The following is a 23,142-nucleotide window of genomic DNA, read 5'->3' as shown; positions in this document are numbered from 1 at the left end:
CGGCTACTCCCGTCCGAGGGGTCTGAGTTCGTACTTGGGGTTGAAGAGCACCCGGCGGCCCCGGCTCATCGAGATCCGGCCCGACGCGATCAGCTTGCGCCCCGGTTCTATCCCCACGATGGAGCGCCTGCCGAGCCACACCACGTCCAGCGCCGCCGAACCGTCGAACAGCTCGGCCTCCAGGGCGGGAACCCCGGCGCGCGGACGCAGGGTGACCGTGCGCAAGGTACCAGTAACGGTGACGATCTGGCGGTCTTGGCAGTCGCCGATGCGGACGCAGCCCGCTGTCTCGGCGTCCTCGCGCAGCTCCTCCGACTCCAGATCCTCCTGGGAGGAGGAGAGCCGGTCGAGCATGCGCCGGAAGCGGCCCGCCGGCCTTTCGGAACCAGGAACAGCACTCATACAAGAAGCGTACCGGGGTACGCCGACACTGCGGAAAGCGGTGCGCTCATCTGTGCTTATGTCCGCTCAGTACCCGCTGTGACGCCCCCTGAAGCAAGTAATCCGGTCACTTCTCGAACCGGTACCCCATGCCGGGTTCCGTGATGAAGTGCCGCGGGTGCGCGGGGTCCGTCTCCAGCTTGCGGCGCAGCTGCGCCATGTAGACGCGGAGGTAGTTCGTCTCCGTGCCGTACGAGGGCCCCCACACCTCCTGGAGCAGTTGCTTCTGGCTGACCAGCCGGCCGGTGTTGCGCACCAGGACCTCCAGGAGGTGCCACTCGGTCGGGGTGAGGCGGACGTCGCGGCCGCCCCGGTTGACCTTCTTGGCGGCGAGGTCGACGGAGAAGTCCCCGGTGTCGACCAGCACGTCCCCCTCGCCGGGCCCGGTGGGCTCCGCCCTGCGAACGGCGGCGCGCAGCCGGGCGAGGAGCTCGTCCATGCCGAAGGGCTTGGTCACGTAGTCGTCGGCGCCCGCGTCCAGCGCCTCGACCTTCTCGTCCGAGCTGTGCCGGGCGGAGAGGACCAGGATCGGGACGCGCGTCCAGCCGCGCAGGCCCCTGATGACCTCCACACCGTCCATGTCGGGCAGACCGAGGTCGAGCACGATCACGTCGGGGTGGCGGGCGGCCGCCACCTGCAGCGCGGTCGCGCCGTCGGGGGCCGAGTCCACCTCGTACTTGCGCGCCTTCAGGTTGATCACGAGGGCGCGTACGATCTGCGGCTCGTCGTCGACCACGAGCACCCGGGTCATGCTTGCCTGCCTTTCTGGCTTCTGGTTCGCGGTCACGAGGTGACCTGGGCCGAGAGCTCGGAGCGGGTCTGCGGCCGTCCGGCCGCCGCCCGCAGGGTGAGGACCATGGTGAGGCCGCCGCCCGGGGTGTCCTCGGCGGCGAGGGTGCCGCCCATGGACTCGGCGAAGCCGCGGGCGACGGCGAGGCCGAGGCCCACCCCGGCACCGCGCGGAGCGTCACCGTAGCGCTGGAAGGGCGCGAAGATGCGGTCCTTGGCGCTGTCGGGGACGCCGGGGCCGCGGTCCACCACGCGGATCTCGACGCGCTCGCCGAGCGCACTGGCGGAGACCTTGACGGGCTCCCCGTCGGGCGCGTACTTCACCGCGTTCTCGACGACGTTGGCGACCGCGCGCTCCAGGAGGCCCTTGTCGACGGCGACCATCGGCAGCGTCTCGGGTATGTCAAGCTCCGCGCTGCCGTCGGGTACGCCGCCGAGCGCCATCGGGACGACCTCGTCGAGGTCGATCTCGCGGATCAACGGGGTGACGGTGCCGGTCTGGAGCCGGGACATGTCGAGCAGGTTGCCGACCAGGTGCTCCAGCCGGTCGGCGCCGTCCTCGATGCCCTCCAGGAGCTCGGCCTCGTCCTCCTCCGACCACTCCACGTCGTCGGAGCGCAGCGAGGAGACGGCCGCCTTGATGCCCGCAAGCGGCGTGCGCAGGTCGTGGCTGACGGCGGCGAGCAGGGCGGTGCGGATGCGGTTGCCCTCGGCCAGGGTGCGGGCCCGGTCCGCCTCGGACTGCAGGCGCTGGCGATCCAGGACGACAGCGGCCTGCGCGGCGAACGCGGCCAGTACGCGGCGGTCCGCGGCGGGCAGCACCCGGCCGGAGAGGGCGAGCGCCATGTGGTCGCCGACGGGCACGTCGACGTCGGCGTTCTCGGGGCGTTCCAGCGGGCGGCCGTCGCCCGCGCTGCCCGCGCAGGTCCAGGGTTCGGTGTCGCTCGCGCGCTCCAGGAGGGCCACGGACTCCATGGCGAAGGTCTCGCGCACCCGTTCGAGCAGGGCCTCCAGGCTGGTCTCGCCGCGCAGCACGCTGCCGGCGAGGAAGGAGAGTATCTCCGCCTCGGCCCGGAGCCTGGCCGCCTGCGCGGTGCGCCGGGCCGCGAGGTCGACGACGGAGGCCACCGACACCGCTACGCCCACGAACACGGCGATCGCGACGATGTTCTTGTTGTTGGAGACCGTCCACAGGTGCAGCGGCGGCGTGAAGTAGTAGTTGAGCAGCAGCGAGCCGACGGCCGCCGACGCGAGCGCCGGGAGGAGCCCGCCCACCAGCGCGGCGGCGATGGTGAGCGTCAGGAAGAGCAGCATGTCGTTGGCGAGGCCGAGGTCGGTGTCGGCATGGGTGAGCAGCAGCGTCAGGAGCGCGGGCCCCGCGACGCCGACCAGCCAGCCCCAGATGACCCGGGAGCGGCCCAGGCGGGCCCCGCGCGCGACGGGCAGCCCGCGCCCCTTGGCGACCTCGCCGTGCGTGACGATGTGCACGTCCAGGTCGGGTCCCGAGTCGCGGGCGACGGTCGCGCCGACGCCGGGCCCGAAGACGTACTGCCAGGTCTTGCGGCGCGAGGAGCCGAGGACGATCTGGGTGGCGTTGACACCGCGCGCGAAGTCGAGGAGCGCGGCCGGTATGTCGTCGCCTATGACGTGGTGGAAAGTGCCGCCGAGATCCTCGACGAGGGTGCGCTGGACGGCGAGTTCCTTGGGGGACGCGCCGGTCAGACCGTCGCTGCGGGCGATGTAGACGGCGAGGATCTCGCTGCCGGAGCCCTTGGCTGCCATCCGGGAGGCGCGCCTGATCAGCGTGCGCCCCTCCGGGCCGCCGGTCAGTCCGACGACGATGCGCTCGCGGGCCTGCCAGGTGGAGCGGATGTTGTGCTCGCCCCGGTACTGCTGGAGGTATTCGTCGACGCGGTCGGCGACCCAGAGCAGCGCGAGCTCGCGCAGCGCCGTGAGGTTGCCGGGCCGGAAGTAGTTGGAGAGGGACGCGTCGATGCGGTCGGGCTGGTAGATGTTGCCGTGCGCCATGCGGCGGCGCAGCGCCTCGGGCGACATGTCGACCAGCTCGATCTGGTCGGCGCGGCGCACCACCTCGTCCGGCACGGTCTCGCGCTGGCGTACGCCGGTGATCGACTCGACGACGTCGCCCAGGGACTCCAGGTGCTGGATGTTCACGGTCGAGACGACGTCGATGCCGGCCGCGAGGAGTTCCTCGACGTCCTGCCAGCGCTTGGCGTTGCGGGAGCCGGGGACGTTGGTGTGGGCGAGCTCGTCGACCAGGGCGACGGCGGGGGCGCGCTCCAGGACCGCGTCGACGTCCATCTCGGTGAAGGCCGTGCCGCGGTACTCGAGCTCCTTGCGGGCGACCTCGGTGAGGCCGCGCAGCATCACCTCGGTGCGCGGCCTGCCGTGGTGCTCCACGAAGGCGACCACGCAGTCGGTGCCGCGCTCGGTGCGGCGGTGCGCCTCGGAGAGCATGGCGTACGTCTTGCCGACGCCCGGTGCCGCGCCGAGGTAGATCCGAAGCTTGCCGCGTGCCATGGCCCCATTGTCTTTCGGAAACTGCTGTGTACGCAGCGTCGACCTTACGGCCAACAATTCCGGCATTGCGGACGAGGGGGTACGGTGGGGCGCTCCTTGACAGAACCCTGATGCGCGACTGCCCCACCCGTGGGCGGTCCGCGGGCGGTCTTCGGGCCGCTCGGATCAGTGTTCGACGATCTCGCCGTCGCGCAGTTCGAGGACCCGGTCGGCCAGGTCGAGCAGTGTCGCGTCGTGGGTGGCGACCAGGGCGGTGACGCCCTCGCTGCGGACGACCGCGCGCAGCAGCTCCATCACGGCGAGCCCGGTCTCCGCGTCGAGCTGCCCGGTGGGCTCGTCGGCGATCAGCAGGGCGGGCTTGTTGGCGAGGGCGCGGGCGATGGCCACGCGCTGCTGCTGGCCGCCGGAGAGCTCGCCGGGCCGCTGCCCCGCGTGGTCGGCGAGGCCCACGAGGGCGAGGAGGAGGGCGACGCGCTCCTCCCGCGCGCGGGGGTCGGTCTTCCGCAGCCGCAGGGGCACGCCGACGTTCTCGGCGGCGGTGAGGATGGGGATGAGGCCGAAGGATTGGAAGATGAAGCCGAGCCGGTCCCTGCGCAGCTCCAGCAGGCCGCTCTCGCCGAGCCCCGCGAGCTCGACCCCGTCGACGGCGATCTTCCCGTGGTCCGGGGAGTCGAGGCCGCCGACGAGGTTGAGCAGCGTCGTCTTGCCGGATCCGGAGCGGCCCTTCAGCGCGACGAGCTCGCCGCGCGGGACGGAGAAGGAGACGCCGCGCAGGGCGTGCACGGCCGCGGCTCCGCTGCCGTACGTCCGGTGGAGGCCCTCGACGACGACCATGTCCCGCGCGCTCACTGTCACCGGTCGCTCCTTCGTACGCCCCTGGGTCCATCCGGCCACACCCCCACATGCCCCGGCTCCGCCGTGAGCCGCACCCGCCCCCGCAACCCGTACCGCTCGACGTACTCCCCCGGCACCTGCAACCGCCCCGCCCTGTCCAGAACCGTGAACTCCTCGCCTGCGCCGCCCCGTTCCCTGAGCGTCTCCGTCGACGTCCTGCCGTCACGGATGCGCACCGTGCGCCGGACCTGATCGGCGACCAAGGGGTCGTGGGTGACGACGAAGACGGTCGTGCCGAGCTCTTCGTTCGCGCGGCGCAGCGCCGCGAAGACATCCTCGCCACTGGCCGTGTCCAGCTCGCCGGTCGGCTCGTCGGCGAGCAGTACGCGCGGGGAGTTGGCGGTGGCGACCGCGACGGCCACCCGTTGCTGTTCGCCGCCGGAGAGCTCGGCGGGCCGCCGGTCGCGGCAGTGCGCGACGCCGAGCACGCCCAGCAGTCCGGCGGCCCTCTCCTGACGCGAACGGCGCGGCACGCGCGCGTACTTCATCGGCAGCGCCACGTTCTCCAGTGCGGTCAGGTAGGGCAGGAGATTGCGTCCGGTCTGCTGCCAGACGAAGCCGACGGTGTGCCTGCGGTAGCCGAGGCGCTCGCGGCGCCCCATGGCGAGCAGGTCGTGGCCCGCGACCTTCGCGCGGCCTGCGGTGGGCAGGTCGAGCCCGGAGAGGATCGACAGGAGCGTGGACTTGCCGGACCCCGATGCGCCGACCAGGGCCACGCACTCGCCGGCCGCGACGACCAGGTCGAGGCCCTGGAGCGCCTGCACCTCGACCTCCTCGGTGCGGTAGACCCGGACGAGGTTGTCGCAGACGACGAGGCCCTCGTCGGCCGCGGGACGCCCCGCGGCGCGGGCCCGCGCCTCCAGTGCGGCCAGCTCGGTCATCGCTCCCGCCCGTTCAGTCATCGGATCTCCCGAGTCGCAGGACGGCGCCGAGCCCCCGGCGCCGGCCGAGCCAGATCTCCACGCCCACCGCCGCGGCGACCAGGACACAGAGTCCCGCGCCCAGCGCCGCCGTGAACAGCACGTCGACATGCCGGTCGGGCGCGGCGGGCCCGCCGGTGAACTCCCGCAGGTCAAGGGCGGGACCGAGCAGCCAGGGCAGGGTCAGGCCGAGCGTGACGCCGCCTGCGACGGCCGCGAGCACCAGGGGCAGGAGTTGCAGCAGTTGCAGCGCGGAGGCGGCGCGACCGCCGAGACCCAGGGTGCGCAGGAAGGCGGTCGTGCGCCCGCGCGCGGGCGCGGACAGGAGCAGGTCGAGGACGAGGGCAAGGAGCGCGAGGAGCACGGCGAGTGCGGTGCAGGCGGTGTGCGCCACGGTCACGGCGGCGACGAGCCGGTCGTCGTCGGCCGCCGCCTGCTCCTCGGCGCTGATGCGGAGCTCCCCGCCGGTCGTCCCGGGGGCGGCACGCGGTACGAGGGCACGCAGCGCCTCGGCGTCCACCCGCTCCCCGTACAGCAGGAGCGCGGACTCCTCGAACTCGGCGGCGGTGAAGGCGCGCAGGTCGCGGTTGTCGGTGAGGAGCAGGTGCTGCCGGGTTCCGGTCAGGCCGCGCACGGGCCCGAGGGCGGCATCGCGCCGCACCTCCTCGGGCAGCGTGCCGACGATCCGCAGCCGCGTCTCCTTGCCGTGCCGGGTGAAGGTGAGCAGGTCCCCGGCGTGCCCTTCGGAGGCCAGCACCCGGATCTCCCGGCCGTCCCCGCTCTTCGTGAGGCCCGCGTCGGCCAGGGCGCGCGCGGCGGCCGAACCGTCCACCGCCGCCCGCAGCGTGGCGCCGTCCACCCCGACCAGGCTGGAGCGCCCGTACCGCCCCCCGTCCCTGCCGCTCACCGGGTCGACCCGCAGCTGCCGTACCGCCACCGCTTCCCGTACGCCACGCGCGCGTGCCAGGCGTGCCGCCATGCCGGGGTCGCGTCCGGCGTCCAGGAAGGAGGCGTCGGCGCCCACCTGCCAGGCCGCCGCGGCGCGCCGCCCGTCGGCCAGCGTCCCCGAGATGAGTCCTCCGAAGACGGCGCCGGAGAGCGTCACCACGAGGACGAGCAACGCGAGGCCGCGCGCGGGAGCCTCCTTGGCGGCCCGGGACAGCGCGACGAGCGCCACGGCGCCGCGCCCCCGGGCCGACCACCGCGCCACCACGCGCAGCGGCCGGGGACAGCACCGCACCAGCACGGCGACCGTCGCGAGCCCAAGGAGCACCGGCACCGCGGCGAGCAGCGGATCCGGCCCCGCCGCCCCTCGCGTGCCCCGCGCCCGCAGCGCCAGGACGCCGCCCGCGGCGAGCAGCAGCACCAGCGCCTCGGCCACCTGCCGACGCCCCGCGCCCCGCGGCTCCCGGTGGCCCAGCACGGCCCGGTCCCGCACCGCGGCCCAGGTGAGGAGCGGCAGCGGCAGCCAGCAGAGCAGGGCCACGGCCAGCCCTTGCCCGTACGCGGGTGAGCTCCCCGGCACCGCCGACGCCGCCGCGCCGCCGAGACAGAACCCGAGCACCGCGGCGGGCGCGTTCTCCGCCGCGCGCCCGAGTGCGAGCCCGGTGGCGGAGGCTCCGCGCGCCCTCAGCAGCCGGTCCGCGGCGAGCCGTCGGCGCACCACAAGGAGCGACGTCACTACGACGGCGGCGAGCCCCACGCCGAGCAGCGTGGCCGGCGCGAACGACATCACGACGCGCGCCTGCCGCCACTGGCGCCCGAACTCCTCGAAGGTGTCGCTCAGTTCGGTGTCGGTCTCCAGTTCGCTCGCGGGGTGGGTACCGAGGACGCACCACTTGCCTCCGTACGTCGGGGTGTCGCAGAAGGCGTTCTTCGCGGCGGGTGGGTAACGGGCCATGAGCCGCCGGAACGCGCGCTCCCCCCGCTCCCCCACGAACCGCTCGGCGGCCGACTCCCCAAGACCAAGCCGCATGTTCCACTCGACGGTGAGTTCGGCGTCCGACTGGGTCTGCAGGATCTCGGCGCCGCGGGGGGCGACCAGCGCGCCGACGGCCGTTGCCGCGCCGGTCCGTCCGGGCAACGGCCGCACGAGGAGCGGCTGTTCGGCCCATAGCCGCTCGCCCCCCGCGGTCCGGAAGACCCCGACGACCACCCCGACCGCGTCGGCGTTCTCCATGGCGCCACCGCGCAGCGCGATACGCCGGCCGACACCGAGCCCGAGCGTGTCGCGCGTCCGTGCGGAGACGGCGATCTCCACGCTCTCGCCGCGCGCGCGGGGTGGGCGGCCTGCGAGGTAGGCGCTGGGGGGCGGGGCGTCGGAGGCGTAGGTGAGGGAGAGGGACAGGGGGATGGGGTTCGCCCCACCAGCCGCCGCGTCCCCGCCCACCGTGGGCAGTCGGATACGCGTCGAGTCGTGTACGAGGGTCCCGCGGAGCGCGGCCGGGGCCGCGTTCTCGATGGCCGTCGCGTAGCGCGCGAGGTCCGCGCCGAGATCGCTTCTCTCGCCGGGGCGCGGCTGCTCCGGGTCGATCCGGGCGCTGTGCACCACACCGGGCGCCGTCCGCTGCACCTGATCGAACCGCGCCGCCAGCGCGCCCCCGCCCAGCCGTTCGAGGAGGCCGGGAGCCGCACCGGCGACGCCGACCAGAACGGCGACGAGCAGCCCGAGCCCGATCGTCAGGGGCGCACGCCGCCACCATCCGCGCTTCACGGCAGCCCCCTCACACGTCATCCCCCGCCCGCAGCACCCACGCCGGATCGACCCGCCCCAGGAGCCGCGCCGCCACCGTCACCACCCCGCAGATCACCGCGGTGGCCGCCCCGGCCGTCACCCCCACCCGCACCCACGGCACCGCCGCCACCAGCCCCGGGAAGACCGGCTTCCCCACCGCGTCGACCGTCACCACCGGGATGATCAGCTCGGCGAGGGCCGCCCCCAGTACCGTGCCGAGCAGCGCCGCCACCCCGGCGAGCGCCAGCTGCTCCGTCCACAGGTACGCCGCCAGTTGCCCGCGCCGCATCCCGAGCGCCCGCAGCAGTCCGAACTCCCGCTCCCTCGCCCGTGCGGAGAGGGCCGTGTGCAGGGCGAACGCGATGACGGCGAAGGCGGGCGCGAGCACCAGACAGAGCACGAGGGCCCCACGCGCCCCGCGCCGCAGCGGATCGTCGGCCAATTCCTCCCGCACCGACGGGACGTCCACCGCGTGCCCGAGCCGCGGATCGGCGCGCACCGCCGCCACGGCCGCCGACGCGTCCGCCCCGCGGACCCCCACCCACCACGCGCTCTCCGCCTGGGGCAACGCCCCGCTCAGGACCCACTGGGCGGCCATCGCACGGGCGTCGGCGAGCAGCCGGGGCCGGTCGCGCGGCAGCCCGGGCAGCGCCGCGATCCGCCCGACGATCTCGACCCGCGCGCTCCCGCCTCCCCCACGCCGCACCGTCACCGTGTCCCCGACCCGCACCGCCCCGGAGTCGAGGAGCGCGTCGTCGGCGAGGGCGGGTGCGGCGGGGCGGCCCGTGGCGCGGTCCGTGCCGAGCCGTACGTTCCACGTGGGGTACCGCAACCGGCTGTCGGGCCCCCGCAGCACCGCGTCGATGAGCTTTCCGGCGGCGGGCCGGTCGGCGCACAGGACGGGCCCGGGCGCCTCCCCGGAAGGCGGGCGCCTCCCGTCGCGTCCCCGCTCCCGCGCCGCCCCCGGGCAGCCCGCCGCATGCCGGTCGGGCGGATCGGCCCGCAGATCACGCCACCGCGCGTGCCCCGCGAGCCCCGGCACCTGATCGATGGTCAGGCGGTAGGTGCGGCGCACCCGTTCCCCGGTCATGCTCAGGTCGATCTGCAGGATGCGTACGCCCTCGCCGCGCGCCGGCACCTTCAGCGGCACGCTCCGGGCGCCGCCCTCCTCGATCACCACGGAACTCGCATGGCTCAGCCCGTCGCCGTCCTCGAAGAAGACGGTGAGCCGGACGGGCACGACGGTCCCGCCCCCGTCGGCCGACAACCGCGCCCGCAGCGGCAGTTCCTTCGCCGGTCCCCGGCCGTCATCCCGCCCGGCCCCCGGCGCGGTCCCCCGCAGCGGAAGCCCGTGCTCGGGCACCCTCTCCCCCAGTGGCGCCACGAGGTCCCGCAGGGGCCGCTCCGCGAGGTCCCCGCGCAGCGAGGGCACCGGGCCCCGCACGGTGTCGACCGCGGTCACGGCCACCGCGTCCTGACCGGCGTACCCCTCCGAGGTGATCACGGGCGTGACGGGCCCGGCGCCCGGCAACGCCCCGTAGACGGCGCGCCGTTCACCGGGAGGCACCCCCTCGCCCGGTTCGATGCGCAGGTCGGCGCCGACCTGGAACGCGGCCTGGTCCCGGTCGCCGCGGTCCAGGACGGCCAGTGCCGTGCTGCTGAACGCGGCGACGGCGAGCGCGAGGGTCACCACCAGGGCCGGTCCGGCGTGCCGGGCCGCGCGCCGGCCGAGCTGCCAGCCGCCGAGCGGCAGGACGAGCCCGCGTGCGCGCCGCGCGAGCGGGTCGACGACGCGGGCGAGCAGCGGCAGGAACCGCAGGACGAGCAGCGCGGCGGCCACGGTCATCGCGACGGGCGCGAGCACGAGAACCGGGTCCAGGCCGCTGCCGCCGGTCACCGGCGAGCGGTACTGCCGCAGTTGCAGCCAGCCGAGCACGGCGACCGCGGCGAGCGCCAGGTCCGCCCCGATCCGCTGGACCCCGGCGAACCGCGCGCCCCGCAGCCGCAGCCGGGCCACCGCCCGCCGGTCCCGTACGACCCGCACGGTCGGCACGAGTACCGCGAGGCCGTGCACGACGAGGGCGGCCAGGGCGGCCGCCCACCCCACGCCGGTCACCACCGACGCGGGCACCTCGCCCCCGATGAGCCCGGCTCCTTCGAGTACGTGGAGCAGGGGTCCCGCGAGGAAGGGCGCGGCGAGCCCCGCGGGCACGGCGACGCAGGCCCATTGCCCGGCCGTGGACAGGGCGATCCGCCGGGTGCCTGCGCCGCGCGCGGCCAGTAACGCCAGCTCGGGGCGGCGGTGTTCGGCGAGTTGCCGCGCGGTGAGCACGAGGGCGGCAACGGCGAGCGCGGCGAGGAGGGTCGCGGGGACGTAGAGCCCGGCGCGGGCGACGGCGATCGGGGTGGTGAGCCGGTCGAGTGCCCGGCGCAGCCCGCCCGACAAGGTCAACTCCCCGGCGCCACCGCGGTTTACGCCCCGTCCGTCCGCCTCACTTCGCTCCCCCGGCCTGCCCTGCTCCCCGCGCAGCACCGACCGCGACGCATCGCTGCCCGCGAATCTCCTGGTCCGTTCCCGCAGCGCCCCGATGTCACCCAGCCGCGGGCCGCCCGTCCGCGGCACCCCGAGCCACAGCGCGGTGGCGTCCGCGGTCAGTGGCTCGCTGCGGGCGAAGGCGGCGCGGGGTATGACGGCGATCGAGTCGGGCGTCCCGAACGTACTGCTCAGCGAGGCCCACACCGCGGGCGTGCGCTTCCCGGCGGCGTACACCCCGACGATCCGCAGCGTCACCGGGCGTTCGTCCGCGCCCCGAACGGTGATCTCGTCGCCGGTCCGCACGGCGAGCTCGGCGGCGGCCGGCTCGGTCAGCGCGGCCTCGGCCGGTGCCGCCGCGCCCGGCCCCCCGTCGGCTCGCGGCCACCGCCCGGCCACCAGCCGGGCGTGCCGCGTGGCGCCCTCCAGGGCGACGACGGAGACGGTGGCGTCCTCGCGCGGGTGGCCCGCGGCCTCGGTGACGGCGAGTTCGTCGTTGCGGGCCGCGGGAGCGCGCAGCGCGGCCCAGGTGCGGTGGGGGACGCCACCGTACGTACGGTCGAGTGCGGCTCGTACGTCCCGGTCCAACTCCCGTGCGCCGTCGGGCCTGTGGGGTCCCGCGACCTCGACGACGGCGTCGCGGTCGGCGGCGAGCCGCCGCTGGATGGCGCCCTCGACGGCCTTCTCGGACAGTCCCGCAAGGGCCGCGAGCACGGTGGCGGCGAGCAGCACGGCGAGCCCGGCCGCTCCCAGCACGAGCCCGTGGTGCAGGCTCCCCCGCACCGCAGCGGGCAGCCGTCGTCCCCTCACCGCACCGGTCTCCCCCCGAGTGACCGGCACAGTATGGGCGGACGCGAAAGCGGCCCGCAATGGATCCGGACGAACCGGAACCACCACGGGCCACAAGGCCGGTCGGGGGCCGCGGGGCGAACCCCGAGTGAAGTGCCGGCGGCTAGCGCACCTCGGTGATCTCGGGGCCGCGCTGGAGCTGCCCCATGCCGCCCGAGAAGCGCGAGCCCTCCTGCTGCTCCTGCTGGACGTTCTCCGCGACCATCTGGGCGTCGTCCGGCAGCTTCAGGACGATCGGGTCGCGCGGCGCCATCGGGCCCTCGCCGCGCACGACGACCGTGTCCCGGAAGATCTGCTCGAGGAGACCTGCGGCCTGCGGCTGCACGGCGCCCTGCCCGGAGATCACTCCGCGCAGGAACCAGCGCGGCCCGTCGACGCCGACGAAGCGCACGACCTGCACCCCGCCCGTGCCGTCCGGCAGCTGCACCGGCACCTGGGCGCGCAGCTCCCAGCCGAGGGGGCCCTCGACCTCGTCGATGACACCGCCCTGCTGGGTGATGCCCGAGGCGATCTCCTCGCGGACCTCGCCCCAGATGCCCTCCTTCTTGGGGGCGGCGAAGCCCTGCAGCTGGATGGCGCTGTCCTGGAGCACGACGGTGGCCGCGACGATCGCGTCGCCCGCGACCTCCACCCGCAGCTCCATGCCCTCGACGCCGGGCACGAAGAGCCCGCCGAGGTCCACGCGGCCCTCACCCGGCTCACGGACCTCGGAGAGGTCCCAGGGGCCGTCGGGACGGGGCTCGGGCTCGAGCCTCACGCGCGAGCGCGCGGCGCCGGCGCCAGCGGAGTCGGCGGACTCGTCGCTGTTCATGCCGTCGACGACCTGCTCGTCCGCGCCCGCCGCGTCCTCGGCGGCACTGTCCTTCTTGCGACGTCCGAACACGTCACTGTCCTTCCCGGTCGGATACGACCGATGCGTATCGATTCCCACCCGTTTGTTCGCCCGGGCTCACGCCCGGACCGACGCCCACGGCGGCATGGCCGCCGGTGGACCCGAAGCCCCCCTCGGCCCGCGCCGATGCGGGAAGTTCCGCCACCTCCTGGAAGCGAACCTTCTCGACCTGCTGGACGACCAGTTGGGCAATCCGGTCGAAGCGCTCGAATCGCACGGAGTCGCGCGGATCGAGATTCACCACGATCACCTTGATCTCCCCACGGTACCCGGCATCCACCGTCCCCGGAGCATTCACCAGAGCGACACCGCAGCGTGCGGCGAGCCCCGAACGGGGGTGCACGAAGGCCGCGTACCCCTCGGGAAGCGCGATCGACACCCCGGTCGGCAGAACCGCCCGCTCGCCGGGCGCGAGTTCGCGGGCCTCCGTCGTCCGCAGATCGGCGCCGGCGTCGCCGGGCTGCGCGTACGCGGGCAGCGGTACGTCGGGGTCTACGCGCCTGATCAGTACGTTCAGCTCACTGGGGGACGTCACGGGTTCACCTCGAAAGCACGGGCACGCCGCACCTGGTCCGGGTTGTTCATGGCCGCCTGGATCTCCTCCGGGCGGCCGTTGTCGATGAAGTGGTCGACCTTCACCTCGATGAAGAGGGCGTCGGCACGCACGGCCACCGGCCCCTCGGGGCCGCCGATCCGCCCGGTGGCGGTCGAGTAGATCTTCCGTCCCGCGACGGCGGTGACCTCGGCCTCCAGGAACAGCACGGTGCCCAGCGGCACGGGCCGCACGAAGTCCGTCTCAAGACGGCCGGTCACGGCGATCACGCGCAGCAGCCAGTTCAGCGAGCCCAGCGTCTCGTCGAGCGCGGTGGCGAGGACGCCGCCGTGGGCGAGGCCCGGGGCGCCCTGGTGCGCCTCGCGCACGGTGAACTCGGCGGTGATGGCCACGCCCTCGCCGGCCCGCGCCGCGAGGTGCAGTCCGTGCGCCTGTCCCTCGCCACAGCCGAAACAGTGCTCGTAGTGGGCGCCGATGAGCTCGCCGGGGGCGGGCGCGTCGGGGTGGCGGACGGGCGCTATCGCGTCGGCCGGGGGCGTCAGAGCTGCAGATGTACCACTCACAGGCGCAGACCTTACCTCCGCGTCAGCGCGGCGACCGCACCGTGCCAAGCTTGGTTCCATGCAGCCTTATGAAGAACGCCTGACCGCGCCCCGTTCGTGGTGGTTCGCCTCGGTCCTGGTGGGTGTGGCGATGGCCCTGATCATGCTGCCGTTCGGCACGCTGCCGCTCCTCGGCGGCCTGGTCGGCGGCACGGCTGTGGCGGCGGTCGTCACCAGCGCGTACGGCGCCGTACGGATCCGGGTGGTGGCGGGCTCACTGGTCGCGGGCGAGGCGAAGATCCCGGTGTCCGCCCTCGGCGACGCGGAGATCCTGACCGGCGAGGAGACCCGCGCCTGGCGCACCTACAAGGCCGACCCGCGCGCCTACATGCTGCTGCGCGCCTACATCCCCACGGCCCTGCGCGTGAACATCACGGACCCCGACGACCCCACCCCGTACGTGTACGTCTCGACGAGGCACCCGGAGGAACTGGCGGCGGCACTGGACGCGGTACGCCAGAGCGCCCGGTAACCCGGCAAGGGGGTTGTAAGGGGCGCGGGGAACTCCGCAAGGGGCGCGGGGAACTGCGCGACCGGCCAGAGGCGGCCCGCAGACAGAATCGGACTCGGCCGCGGCGGCACGCCGGCCGGGCTCAGGACCCCAGCTCCCGGGGGCCTTCCCCCATCCGCAGAGGATCGCCCGGCTTCTCCAACGGCGGCAGCTCCGCCAGCGCATCCCACGGCACCTGCGCCTTGCGCAGATCCTGCCGGATCCGTCCGGCCAGCTTCTTGGTGTCCCGGCGGTTCATGACCGCCCCGACCGCCGCGCCCACCATGAACGGCATGAGGTTCGGCAGGTTCCGGACCATCCGCTTCATGATCTGCTGGCGCAGCTCCCGCTTCATCTGGCCGCCCAGCGCGGTGTTGAAGGTCGCCGGCTTGGCGACGTCGATTCCGCGCTCCTCGGACCAGGAGTTCAAATAGGCCATGCTGCGCTGCTTGAGGTTGCCCTCGGGCCGTCGGCCGTAAACCTCGTGCAGTTCGGCGATCAGCTTCAGCTCTATGGCGGCGACGCCGGTGATCTCCGCCGCGAGTTCGGCGGGCATCGCGGGCGGCACCGGCAGCATCGCGGCGGCCCCCACCCCCGCGCCCACGGTGGACGTGGCGTTGGCGGCGCCCGCGACGAGTTTGTCGGCGAGCTCTTCGGGGCCGAGGCCCGGGAACTGCTTGCGGAGGGTCGCGAGATCGCGGACCGGGATCCGCGGGGCGTTCTCGATCAGCCGGTCGGCGAGATGTCCGATACCGGCCCTGGCGCCGCGCCCGCCCTTGCGCACGCCTTCCTTCACGACGCCCGTGACGGCGGCAACGCGGCTGCCCCTGGACCCGGCCTCAGCGGCCTTGTGAGTGGTCCCTGGCGCCTTGCCGGCCGCCGCCTCCTCCAGCGCCGCCCCCTGGGCGGTCGCCGGTTCGAGCGAGGCTGCTCCAGGATCGGAAGAGCCTCGCCCGTCATCACGCACACCGGCGTCCGGGACGCCGGTCTGGTCCGCTCCGCGCTTGCGGAAGCGGCGCTTCCAGGACGGGGTCGAGCCAGTCACGGCCGACCCCGCCTCAGTCGCAGTCGCGGCAGATCGGCTGGCCGTTCTTCTCGCGGGCCAGCTGACTGCGGTGGTGCACCAGGAAGCAGCTCATGCAGGTGAACTCGTCCTGCTGCTTCGGGAGCACGCGGACGGCGAGCTCCTCGTTGGAAAGGTCGGCGCCGGGCAGCTCAAGGCCCTCGGCGGCCTCGAACTCGTCGACGTCGACCGCTGAGGTCGACTTGTCGTTCCGCCGTGCCTTGAGTTCCTCGATGCTGTCCTCGTTGACGTCATCGTCGGTCTTACGTGGGGTGTCGTAGTCCGTTGCCATGTCGCTCTCCCCCTCTGGGTGTCTGCGGTGTCTCAAGCGCTCGTAACGCTTGAGAGGCCGGACTTGTGCCCGACCTGAAGCGGAGATTTTGCCTCACATCAAGGTCTGTTACTCAATCGACACCCAACCGCACCCCTCAAGGGGTGATCGGTTTGGATGGCGATCGGGACCGTACACGGTCCGAATTTCGCACTTCACAGGCGCCACCCCGTGTACTTCCCGTGATCAAGACCCCCGAAAACCCGGATTTTCCCGGCTTTCCGATGACTTTCACGATCACGGAGAGTAGATGACCGGCTATGTGCCGCTGTGATCGATCACACACGGAATTTCCTGGAAGAGGTCCTGAAAATTCCGCGTAAAGCGAACATCGTGGCGTGTCGGCGGCAGCATCTCAGAGAGGAAGGGTGACTCGCATCACGAGCCCACCCCCCTCGCGCGGCTCCGCGATGATACGGCCCCCGTGGGCCCGCGCCACCGACCGGGCGATCGACAGGCCGAGTCCGACCCCCTTGTCGCTGCCCGTCCGCTCGGTCCGCAGCCGCCGGAACGGCTCGAAGAGGTTGTCGATCTCGTACGCGGGCACCACCGGGCCCGTGTTCGACACCACCAGGACCGCCTGGCCGTGCTGTGCCTCCGTGGTGACCTCGACCCAGCCCTGGTCCGCGACGTTGTACCTGACGGCGTTCTGGACGAGGTTCAGGGCGATGCGCTCCAGGAGGACGCCGTTGCCCTGTACGACGGCCACACCGCGCTCACCGCGTATCTCCACGCCCTTGGCCTCGGCCTCGGTCCGCACCTGGTCGACGGCCCGGTCGGCGACCTCGGCGAGGTCGACCGGTTTGCGCTCCACGATCTGGTTGTCGCTGCGGGCGAGCAGCAGCAGGCCCTCCACGAGCTGCTCACTGCGCTCGTTGGTGGCGAGCAGCGTCTTGCCCAGCTGATGGAGCTCGGGCGGCGCTCCGGGGTCGGAGAGGTGCACCTCCAGGAGCGTGCGGTTGATCGCCAGGGGCGTGCGCAGCTCGTGCGAGGCGTTGCCGACGAACCGCTGCTGGGCGGTGAAGGCCCGCTCCAGGCGGTCCAGCATCTCGTCGAAGGTGTCCGAAAGCTCCTTCAACTCGTCGTCGGGACCGTCCAGTTCGATGCGCCGGGACAGGTCCGTACCGGCCACCCTGCGGGCGGTGCGCGTGATGCGGCCGAGCGGCGAGAGCACCCGGCCCGCCATCGCGTACCCGAAGGCGAAGGCGATCACGGCGAGGCCGAGGAGCGCCAGCAGCGAGCGGCTGAGGAGATTGTCGAGGGCGTGCTGACGCACCTGGTTGACGCATTCGTTGAGCGCGGCGTTGAGCTGCGTCTCGGTGGTGTGCTCGGGCAGGCCCTGGAAGCTGGCGCAGGTCCCGCTGCTCACCCTGCTGTTGCCCGTCACCCTGAACGGCAGCTCGCTGCCGACGTTCAGTGCCTGCGCGGCGAGCAGGTAGATGATCGAGAGCAGCAGGATGCCCGCGATCAGGAACATGCCGCCGTAGAGCAGCGTGAGGCGTATACGGATCGTGGGGCGCAGCCACGGGAAGACCGGTTCGACCTTCCGCGGGTCCCACGTGGGCTTCGGAGGCGCGGCTGGTGGCGCCGGGCTCGCGGCCACCGGGGGTCAGATCCGGTAGCCGGAGCCCGGCACCGTCACGATGACGGCGGGCTCGCCGAGCTTGCGGCGCAGGGTCATGACGGTCACCCGGACGACGTTCGTGAACGGGTCCGTGTTCTCGTCCCAGGCCTTCTCCAGGAGCTGTTCCGCGGAGACCACGGCGCCCTCGCTGCGCAGCAGCACTTCGAGGACGGCGAACTCCTTGGGGGCCAGCTGGATCTCCTTGCCGTCGCGGAAGACCTCGCGGCGGTTGGGGTCGAGCTTGATGCCGGCCCGCTCGAGGACGGGCGGCAGCGGCACACTGGTGCGCCGCCCGAGGGCACGCACGCGTGCCGTGAGCTCGCTGAACGCGAAGGGCTTGGGGAGATAGTCGTCGGCGCCGATCTCCAGGCCCTCGACGCGGTCGCTGACGTCGCCCGACGCGGTGAGCATCAGGACGCGGGTCGGCATGCCGAGCTCGACGATCTTGCGGCAGACGTCGTCGCCGTGCACGAGCGGGAGGTCCCGGTCGAGCACCACGACGTCGTAGTCGTTGACACCGATGCGCTCCAGGGCCGCCGCTCCGTCGTACACGACGTCGACGGCCATGGCCTCCCGGCGCAGTCCGGTGGCCACCGCATCGGCGAGCAGCTGCTCGTCCTCGACGACGAGTACGCGCACGTCGCTGTCCTTCCTCTGTGCCCCTGCGGGCAGGTCTGTCTGGGGTAGGCCTCCATCCTGCCCCTTTCGGCCATAAACCGGCTGTAAGACGGCCTGTCATCGGGGTCGGGGACGGGGAATGCGGGATTTTCTCCGCCGGTTGAGGTTTCTGCGGAAGGGAGCGAGGGGAGGACGGCCTTACACCCGCGATCACGCTTTGTATGTGGCACGCCACAAACTGCTTTCCGCAGAGCGGCTTGAGACGTGATCGCCCCTTCCTTGCCGGCACACCCCCGTGCCATCGACCCACGACCCAGCCGAGGGGGCGCAACCATGGACGCATTCACCGCAGGTCTCCTGCAGCGCATAAAGGCCACGGAGTCCGACCTCACGAAGGCCCGTGAGACGGGCGACGACTTCCTTGCCGAGGTCGAGCTGGCGGAGCTGGAAGACCTCCACCGCCTGGCCGCCGAACACGGTGTTCAGGTGGGCGCTCTCCAGGCCTGACAGACACCGAGCACGTAGGCGAAGGGCCCCGGCACCTGTGGGACGAGGTGCCGGGGCCCTTTCGCGCGCTCGGGTGTCCGCCGGGGAGCGCTCCGGCGTCTGCCCCGTCTCAGTCGTGCCAGGCGCCGTGGTCCTCCAGGAGGCCCTGGAGCGTCTCGAAGAGGGCGGGCGGGGCCGCGACGGCCAGCTCGCCCGAGAGGGGCTCTCCGGGGCGGCCACCGGTCAGCGCGCCCGCCTCCCGCGCGATGAGGTCACCGGCCGCGTAGTCCCAGGGGTTGAGCCCGCGCTCGTAGTACGCGTCGAGGCGGCCGGCCGCGACGTCGCACAGGTCGATCGCGGCCGAGCCGCCGCGCCGGATGTCCCGCACCCTCGGGATCAGGTGCCGGGCGACCTCGGCCTGCCGGACGCGCCGCTCGGCGATGTACCCGAAGCCGGTGCCGACCAGGGCCTGGTCGAGGGAGGGGGCGGGGCGCACCCGCGCGGGCACGTCACCGATGTGGGCGCCCTCCCCGAGGACCGCGCGGTACGTCTCCGCGCGCATCGGGGCGTGCACGACGCCGACGAGGGTCTCGCCGTCCTTGCGGGCGGCGACGGAGACGCACCAGTCGGGGCGTCCGTAGAGGTAGTTGACGGTGCCGTCGATGGGGTCGATCACCCACTGGACGCCGCTGCTGCCCTCGGAGCTCGCGCCCTCCTCGCCGAGCACGCCGTCGGCCGGCCTGCGCTCGGCGAGGAAATCGGTGATCAGCTTCTCGGAGGCGATGTCCATCTCGGTGACGACGTCGACGGCGCTGGACTTGGTGGCGGCCACGCCGAGGTCGTCGGGGCGGCCGTCGCGCAGGAAGGCCCCGGCGCGGTGCGCGGCCTCCAGGGCGACTTCGAGGAGTTCTGCCTTGAGGTCGGGCACGTCGGTCACAGCGCTCACTTCGGGGTCCTTACGCGTACGGGCTGTCGGCGCCCGCGGCGGCGGGCTTGGGGGCGCGGGCCGGGCAGCAGCCCACCGGGCACAGGTGGTGGCTCGCGCCGAGGGAGCCCAGCGCGCAGGGGGAGACGGCCACGCCGCTCTCCACCGCGGCCCGCTCGACGATCAGTTCCCTGATCGCCGCCGCGAACCGCGGGTCGGCGCCGACGGTCGCCGAGCGGCGCACCGGAAGACCGAGCTCCGCCGCCTTGGCCTCCGCCTCGGTGTCGAGGTCGTACAGGACCTCCATGTGGTCCGAGACGAAGCCGATGGGGACCATGACGACGGCGGGGGCACCGGCCGCGTGCCGCTCCTCCAGGTGGTCGCAGATGTCCGGCTCCAGCCACGGGATGTGCGGGGCGCCGCTGCGCGACTGGTAGACGAGCTCCCAGGGGTGCTCGACACCGGTCTCCTCGCGCACCGCGTCGGCGATGACCCGGGCCACGTCCAGGTGCTCCCTGACGTACGCACCGCCGTCGCCGTGCTCCTCGACGGGTCCTGAGGTGTCCGCGGCGGCGGTCGGGATGGAGTGCGTGGTGAAGGCGAGGTGCGCGCCGTCGCGGACGTCCGCGGGGAGTTCGGAGAGGGACTTCAGGACGCCGTCGATCATGGGCCGGACGAAGCCGGGGTGGTTGAAGTAGTGCCGGAGCTTGTCGATCCTCGGCGGTTCGAGTCCCTCGGCCGCCAGGACGGCGAGGGATTCCGCGAGGTTCTCGCGGTACTGGCGGCAGCCCGAGTACGAGGCGTACGCGCTGGTCGCGAGGGTCAGGATGCGGCGGCGGCCGTCCTTGACCATCTCGCGCAGGGTGTCGGTCAGATAGGGCGACCAGTTGCGGTTGCCCCAGTAGACCGGCAGGTCGAGGCCGTGCTCGGCGAAGTCCTTGCGCAGGGCGTCGAGCAGGGCGCGGTTCTGGTCGTTGATCGGGCTGACCCCGCCGAAGAGGAAGTAGTGCTGGCCCACCTCCTTGAGCCGCTCCGTCGGGATGCCGCGCCCGCGCGTCACGTTCTCCAGGAACGGGACGACGTCGTCCGGGCCTTCTGGGCCGCCGAACGAGAGCAACAGCAGGGCGTCATAGGGAGTCGAATCCAGCGCGTCGGACATGTATCCGATCCTGCCACCCGCCACTGACAGCCGGAAAACGGCCTCCGCCGATCGGAAAATCACGGTGCGCCGGGCCACCCAGGAGCCGTAAGCTGTATCGGCCACCTACACGCCTTACCCGGAGCCTCCGTCCCGCGGAAGCCGCCGGAGCCCCAGCGGAGTCCACGTGCCAAGCCCCTACCGCGCCATCTTCGCCGCCCCCGGCACCAAGGCCTTCTCCAGCGCCGGGTTCCTCGGCCGCATGCCGCTGTCGATGATGGGCATCGGCATCGTGACCATGATCTCGCAGCTCACCGGGCGCTACGGTCTCGCGGGCGCCCTCTCGGCGACGGTCGCCCTGTCCGCCGCCGCGATCGGCCCGCAGATCTCCCGGCTCGTGGACCGGCACGGCCAGCGCCGCGTTCTGCGGCCCGCGACGCTGGTCTCCCTGGCCGCGGTCACCGGACTGCTGCTCTGCGCGAAGTTCGAGGCGCCCGACTGGACGCTGTTCCTCTTCGCCGCCCTGGTCGGCTGCGTGCCGAGCGTGGGCTCGATGATCCGGTCGCGCTGGGCGGTCCTGTACCGCGACACCCCGCAGCTGCACACCGCGTACTCCTTCGAGTCGGTGGTGGACGAGGTCTGCTTCATCTTCGGGCCGATCATCTCGATCGGCCTCTCCACGGCGTGGTTCCCGGAGGCCGGGCCGCTGCTCGCCGGGGTCTTCCTCGCCGTGGGCGTCTTCTGGCTGACGGCGCAGCGGGCCACCGAGCCGGTGCCGCACGCACGCGAGCACCACACCGGGGGCTCGGCGCTGCGCTCCGTCGGACTCCAGGTCCTCGTCGGCACCTTCGTCGCGACCGGCGCGATCTTCGGCGCCATCGACGTGGTCACCGTGGCGTACGCGGAGGACCAGGGCCACAAGTCCGCGGCCAGCCTGGTGCTCGCCGTCTACGCGCTCGGCTCCTGCCTGGCCGGCGCGGCCTTCGGGCTGCTGCACTTCAAGGGCGCACCGGCCCTCCGGTGGCTGCTGGGTGTCTGTGCGATGGCCGTGAGTATGATCCCGCTTCAACTGGTCGGGAACCTTCCGTTGCTGGCCGTGGCGTTGTTCGTAGCGGGCCTCTCCATCGCACCGACAATGATCACGACGATGGCCCTCGTCGAGCAGCACGTACCACGCGCGAAACTGACCGAGGGCATGACGTGGGTGAGCACCGGACTCGCGGTCGGGGTCGCGCTCGGCTCCTCCGCGGCCGGCTGGGTCATCGACGCCGCGGGACCGGACGCCGGGTACGCGGTGCCGGGGATCTCCGGGGCCGTCGCGGTCGCCGTCGGGTTCCTTGGGTATCGCCGGCTGAAGAGGCCGGTTCCGCAACGGGGAGGGACCCATGAGCACGGGCACGGGCAGCGGACGGAACACAGCGACGTGGCGTAACTGGGCGGGCAACGTGACCGCGCGGCCGGTCCGGGAGGCCACTCCCGCCTCGGTCGGCGAACTGGCCGCGGCGGTGCGCCGGGCCAGGGAGGACGGCCTGCGGGTGAAGGCCGTCGGCACGGGCCACTCCTTCACGGCGGCCGCCGCGACCGACGGCCTCCTCATACGTCCTGGCCTGCTCACCGGCATCCGCTCCATCGACCGCGCGGCCGGAACCGTCACCGTGGAGGCCGGCACTCCGCTCAGGCGCCTGAACACGGCGCTCGCCCGTGAGGGCCTCTCGCTCACGAACATGGGCGACATCATGGAGCAGACCGTCTCCGGGGCCGTCAGCACCGGCACGCACGGCACCGGCCGCGACTCCGCCTCGATCGCCGCCCAGATCACCGGCCTCGAACTGGTCACCGCGGACGGCGCGGTCATGACCTGCTCCGCCGACGAGAACCCCGAGGTCTTCGCCGCGGCCAGGACCGGACTCGGCGCGCTCGGCGTCATCACCGCGATCACCTTCGCCGTGGAGCCGGTCTTCTTCCTCACCGCCCGCGAGGAGCCGATGAGCTTCGAGCAGGTCACCGACGAATTCGACGCCCTCTTCACCGAGAACGAGCACTTCGAGTTCTACTGGTTCCCGCACACCGGCAACTGCAACACCAAGCGCAACAACCGCAGCCCCGGCCCGGCCGCCCCGCCCGGCAGGATCAGTGCCTTCGTGGACGACGAGTTGCTCTCCAACGGCCTCTTCCAGGTGGCCAATCTGATCGGCCGAGCCGTCCCCGCGGCCATCCCCGGCATCGCCAGGATCTCCAGCAGGGCGCTCTCCGCGCGGACGTACACGGACATCCCCTACAAGGTCTTCACCAGCCCGCGCCGCGTGCGCTTCATGGAGATGGAGTACGCGGTTTCGCGCGAGGCCCTCGTGGAGACCCTGCGCGAACTGAAGGCGATGGTGGACCGCTCGCCGCTGCGGATCAGCTTCCCCGTGGAGGTCCGTACGGCGCCCGCCGACGACATCACGCTCTCCACGGCGTCGGGCCGGGAGAGCGCGTACATCGCCGTCCACATGTACCGGGGCACGCCGTACCAGGCGTACTTCACGGCCGCCGAGCGCATCCTCACCGCGCACGAGGGGCGCCCGCACTGGGGCAAGATGCACACGCGCGACGCGGAGTACTTCGCCAAGGTGTACCCCCGCTTCGGCGAGTTCACGGCCCTGCGCGACCGCCTCGATCCGGACCGCCTGTTCGGCAACGACTACCTGCGGCGGGTCCTCGGCGCCTGACCCGCCCG

The 23,142-nt window shown here is 73.0% G+C and carries 20 protein-coding genes; 4 read left to right on the top strand and 16 right to left on the bottom strand.

All coding sequences use genetic code 11. The annotated features are described in order from the left end of the window. Nucleotides 1-3 precede the first annotated feature (3 nt). The 10 genes from AC07DI_RS10485 to AC07DI_RS10440 all read right to left on the bottom strand — a co-directional run bounded on the left by AC07DI_RS10485 (nt 4) and on the right by AC07DI_RS10440 (nt 13,709). Complete coding sequence (locus AC07DI_RS10485; protein WP_478903633.1) at nt 4-402, bottom strand: OB-fold nucleic acid binding domain-containing protein; 399 nt, start codon at nt 400-402, stop codon at nt 4-6. Between the two features lie 106 nt (nt 403-508). After that, the gene (locus AC07DI_RS10480) at nt 509-1,192 is read right to left on the bottom strand and encodes a response regulator (protein ID WP_384260081.1); all 684 of its coding nucleotides are present in this window, start codon (nt 1,190-1,192) and stop codon (nt 509-511) included. A gap of 32 nt (nt 1,193-1,224) precedes the next feature. Next, a complete protein-coding gene (locus AC07DI_RS10475; protein WP_478903631.1) occupies nt 1,225-3,771 on the bottom strand; it encodes a sensor histidine kinase in 2,547 nt (848 codons plus the stop codon). A gap of 165 nt (nt 3,772-3,936) precedes the next feature. Further along, the gene (locus AC07DI_RS10470; RefSeq protein WP_478903974.1) at nt 3,937-4,605 is read right to left on the bottom strand and encodes an ABC transporter ATP-binding protein; all 669 of its coding nucleotides are present in this window, start codon (nt 4,603-4,605) and stop codon (nt 3,937-3,939) included. A gap of 17 nt (nt 4,606-4,622) precedes the next feature. Then, the gene (locus AC07DI_RS10465) at nt 4,623-5,567 is read right to left on the bottom strand and encodes an ABC transporter ATP-binding protein (RefSeq protein ID WP_478903629.1); all 945 of its coding nucleotides are present in this window, start codon (nt 5,565-5,567) and stop codon (nt 4,623-4,625) included. After that, the gene (locus AC07DI_RS10460; RefSeq protein WP_478903627.1) at nt 5,560-8,298 is read right to left on the bottom strand and encodes a hypothetical protein; all 2,739 of its coding nucleotides are present in this window, start codon (nt 8,296-8,298) and stop codon (nt 5,560-5,562) included. Before AC07DI_RS10460 ends, AC07DI_RS10465 begins: the two co-directional genes overlap by 8 nt. A 10-nt stretch (nt 8,299-8,308) precedes the next feature. Further along, a complete protein-coding gene (locus AC07DI_RS10455; protein ID WP_478903625.1) occupies nt 8,309-11,662 on the bottom strand; it encodes an FtsX-like permease family protein in 3,354 nt (1,117 codons plus the stop codon). Nucleotides 11,663-11,804: 142 nt separating this feature from the next. Next, a complete protein-coding gene (locus AC07DI_RS10450; RefSeq protein ID WP_384260092.1) occupies nt 11,805-12,584 on the bottom strand; it encodes a DUF3710 domain-containing protein in 780 nt (259 codons plus the stop codon). Nucleotide 12,585: 1 nt separating this feature from the next. Further along, nucleotides 12,586-13,128 (bottom strand): dUTP diphosphatase, encoded by a 543-nt coding sequence (dut, locus tag AC07DI_RS10445; protein ID WP_384260094.1) that lies wholly within the window; start codon nt 13,126-13,128, stop codon nt 12,586-12,588. Continuing rightward, a complete protein-coding gene (locus tag AC07DI_RS10440; RefSeq protein WP_384260097.1) occupies nt 13,125-13,709 on the bottom strand; it encodes a PaaI family thioesterase in 585 nt (194 codons plus the stop codon). The genes dut and AC07DI_RS10440 overlap by 4 nt, the downstream gene beginning before the upstream one ends. Before the next feature lie 58 nt (nt 13,710-13,767). Here AC07DI_RS10440 and AC07DI_RS10435 point away from each other — a divergent pair, with 58 nt between their 5' ends. Further along, entirely contained in the window at nt 13,768-14,220 is a 453-nt protein-coding gene (locus AC07DI_RS10435; RefSeq protein ID WP_478903622.1) for a DUF3093 domain-containing protein, read from the top strand. Between the two features lie 121 nt (nt 14,221-14,341). Here the strand turns inward: AC07DI_RS10435 and AC07DI_RS10430 are convergent, their stop codons facing one another. The 4 genes from AC07DI_RS10430 to AC07DI_RS10415 all read right to left on the bottom strand — a co-directional run bounded on the left by AC07DI_RS10430 (nt 14,342) and on the right by AC07DI_RS10415 (nt 17,895). Next, nucleotides 14,342-15,283, bottom strand: coding sequence for a hypothetical protein (locus AC07DI_RS10430; protein ID WP_478903620.1), 942 nt, complete (start codon nt 15,281-15,283; stop codon nt 14,342-14,344). Nucleotides 15,284-15,296: 13 nt separating this feature from the next. Next, a complete protein-coding gene (locus AC07DI_RS10425; protein WP_055544889.1) occupies nt 15,297-15,593 on the bottom strand; it encodes a DUF4193 domain-containing protein in 297 nt (98 codons plus the stop codon). Nucleotides 15,594-15,987: 394 nt separating this feature from the next. Further along, entirely contained in the window at nt 15,988-17,235 is a 1,248-nt protein-coding gene (locus AC07DI_RS10420) for a sensor histidine kinase (RefSeq protein ID WP_478903617.1), read from the bottom strand. 6 nt (nt 17,236-17,241) lie between these two features. Beyond that, nucleotides 17,242-17,895 (bottom strand): response regulator transcription factor, encoded by a 654-nt coding sequence (locus AC07DI_RS10415; RefSeq protein WP_055544891.1) that lies wholly within the window; start codon nt 17,893-17,895, stop codon nt 17,242-17,244. 312 nt (nt 17,896-18,207) lie between these two features. Between AC07DI_RS10415 and AC07DI_RS10410 the strand changes: the two genes are divergently transcribed. Beyond that, nucleotides 18,208-18,381, top strand: coding sequence for a hypothetical protein (locus AC07DI_RS10410; protein ID WP_384260106.1), 174 nt, complete (start codon nt 18,208-18,210; stop codon nt 18,379-18,381). A 109-nt stretch (nt 18,382-18,490) separates the two neighbouring features. Here AC07DI_RS10410 and AC07DI_RS10405 read toward each other — a convergent pair whose 3' ends face one another. Continuing rightward, entirely contained in the window at nt 18,491-19,297 is an 807-nt protein-coding gene (locus tag AC07DI_RS10405) for an inositol monophosphatase family protein (RefSeq protein ID WP_478903972.1), read from the bottom strand. Nucleotides 19,298-19,316: 19 nt separating this feature from the next. Further along, nucleotides 19,317-20,444, bottom strand: a complete 1,128-nt coding sequence (locus AC07DI_RS10400) for a ferrochelatase (RefSeq protein WP_478903615.1) — start codon at nt 20,442-20,444, stop codon at nt 19,317-19,319. A gap of 166 nt (nt 20,445-20,610) precedes the next feature. Here AC07DI_RS10400 and AC07DI_RS10395 point away from each other — a divergent pair, with 166 nt between their 5' ends. Both AC07DI_RS10395 and AC07DI_RS10390 read left to right on the top strand, forming a co-directional pair. Further along, complete coding sequence (locus AC07DI_RS10395; protein ID WP_478903613.1) at nt 20,611-21,855, top strand: MFS transporter; 1,245 nt, start codon at nt 20,611-20,613, stop codon at nt 21,853-21,855. Continuing rightward, a complete protein-coding gene (locus AC07DI_RS10390) occupies nt 21,809-23,134 on the top strand; it encodes a D-arabinono-1,4-lactone oxidase (RefSeq protein WP_478903611.1) in 1,326 nt (441 codons plus the stop codon). Before AC07DI_RS10395 ends, AC07DI_RS10390 begins: the two co-directional genes overlap by 47 nt. The last annotated feature ends 8 nt before the right edge of the window (nt 23,135-23,142 follow it).

Source organism: Streptomyces sp. NPDC044106 (assembly GCF_056433985.1).
Note: the sequence above shows the minus strand (reverse complement) of the source record. Positions and strands in the feature narration are given on the sequence as shown.

Excerpts from the sequence above, each read along its gene's own strand:
- AC07DI_RS10485 (WP_478903633.1), bottom strand. The coding sequence starts at position 402 with ATGAGTGCTGTTCCTGGTTCCGAAAGGCCGGCGGGCCGCTTCCGGCGC.
- AC07DI_RS10400 (WP_478903615.1), bottom strand. The coding sequence starts at position 20,444 with ATGTCCGACGCGCTGGATTCGACTCCCTATGACGCCCTGCTGTTGCTC.
- AC07DI_RS10465 (WP_478903629.1), bottom strand. The coding sequence starts at position 5,567 with ATGACTGAACGGGCGGGAGCGATGACCGAGCTGGCCGCACTGGAGGCG.
- AC07DI_RS10390 (WP_478903611.1), top strand. The coding sequence starts at position 21,809 with ATGAGCACGGGCACGGGCAGCGGACGGAACACAGCGACGTGGCGTAAC.
- AC07DI_RS10480 (WP_384260081.1), bottom strand. The coding sequence starts at position 1,192 with ATGACCCGGGTGCTCGTGGTCGACGACGAGCCGCAGATCGTACGCGCC.
- AC07DI_RS10470 (WP_478903974.1), bottom strand. The coding sequence starts at position 4,605 with ATGGTCGTCGTCGAGGGCCTCCACCGGACGTACGGCAGCGGAGCCGCG.
- AC07DI_RS10435 (WP_478903622.1), top strand. The coding sequence starts at position 13,768 with ATGCAGCCTTATGAAGAACGCCTGACCGCGCCCCGTTCGTGGTGGTTC.
- AC07DI_RS10475 (WP_478903631.1), bottom strand. The coding sequence starts at position 3,771 with ATGGCACGCGGCAAGCTTCGGATCTACCTCGGCGCGGCACCGGGCGTC.
- AC07DI_RS10425 (WP_055544889.1), bottom strand. The coding sequence starts at position 15,593 with ATGGCAACGGACTACGACACCCCACGTAAGACCGACGATGACGTCAAC.
- AC07DI_RS10410 (WP_384260106.1), top strand. The coding sequence starts at position 18,208 with ATGGACGCATTCACCGCAGGTCTCCTGCAGCGCATAAAGGCCACGGAG.